This is a genomic window from Streptomyces sp. NPDC127092, from assembly GCF_042722475.1.
Classification (GTDB): domain Bacteria; phylum Actinomycetota; class Actinomycetes; order Streptomycetales; family Streptomycetaceae; genus Streptomyces.
Genome location: NZ_JBHXFE010000145.1, coordinates 1,379 through 2,106 on the forward strand (window position 1 = coordinate 1,379; position 728 = coordinate 2,106).

Annotated in this window: 1 protein-coding gene and 1 pseudogene; both read right to left on the minus strand. The window is 73.9% G+C overall.

Translation table 11 applies throughout. The features are described 5' to 3' along the window. Positions 1-196, minus strand: a pseudogene (locus tag ACFWJO_RS38110) (hypothetical protein); the annotation flags it as partial. Positions 197-204: 8 nt separating this feature from the next. Further along, positions 205-648: a DUF3151 domain-containing protein gene (locus ACFWJO_RS38115; protein ID WP_386872742.1), complete on the minus strand. Its 444-nt coding sequence runs from the start codon at positions 646-648 to the stop codon at positions 205-207. Between the last annotated feature and the right edge of the window lie 80 nt (positions 649-728).

Sequence of the window (728 nt, forward strand, 5' to 3'; positions counted from 1 at the left end):
CGCCCGCCGGGACGAGGAAGTCCACGGCGCGGGTCACACCGAGGCGGGAGACGACGTCGCCCTCCCCCTTCACGTCCACCTCCGGCTTGGCCAGCAGCACCCGCTGGCCGCGCTCCTCGTAGTTGAAGGCGGCCTGCAGCAGGCCCGTGGACTTGCCGGAGTTCATGGCCCCGTAGCGGAAGTAGAGCTTGGCCACGGCTCCGCTCAGCCCTGGGCGCGGCCCTGGCCGGCCTCGATCTGCTCTGCGGCCGTGGGGTCCGAGTCCCGCAGGAAGGTGCGGATGCGCTCGACCTCCTCGGACTCCCCGATCCCGGCGGCCGCGCGGCCCAGCGCGTACAGGGCGCGCAGGAAGCCGTGGTTGGGCTCGTGGGCGTACGGCACCGGGCCGGCGCCGCGCCACCCCGCCCGGCGCAGCGCGTCCAGACCCCGGTGGTAGCCGACGCGGGCGTACGCATAGGAGTCCACGGTCCGGCCCTCGGCCCACGCGTCCTCCGCCATGAGCGCCCACACCAGGGAGGACTCGGGCGCCACCGGCACGATGTCCTCGGGCAGGTCACCTGCCTCGAGCCGGGCCAGCACCTCCGGCTCCTCCGGCAGGCGCGTGGCCGGCGGCTCCATCAGGTTCTTGCCGATCAGGGCCTCGGACATGGGATGCCTCTTCTCCTCGCGGACGATGCGGTCGCGGCCGAGTCTATCGACGGCGCCGGACGCCGGATAGATCGCCGTCC

Excerpts from the sequence above, each read along its gene's own strand:
- ACFWJO_RS38115 (WP_386872742.1), bottom strand. The coding sequence starts at position 648 with ATGTCCGAGGCCCTGATCGGCAAGAACCTGATGGAGCCGCCGGCCACG.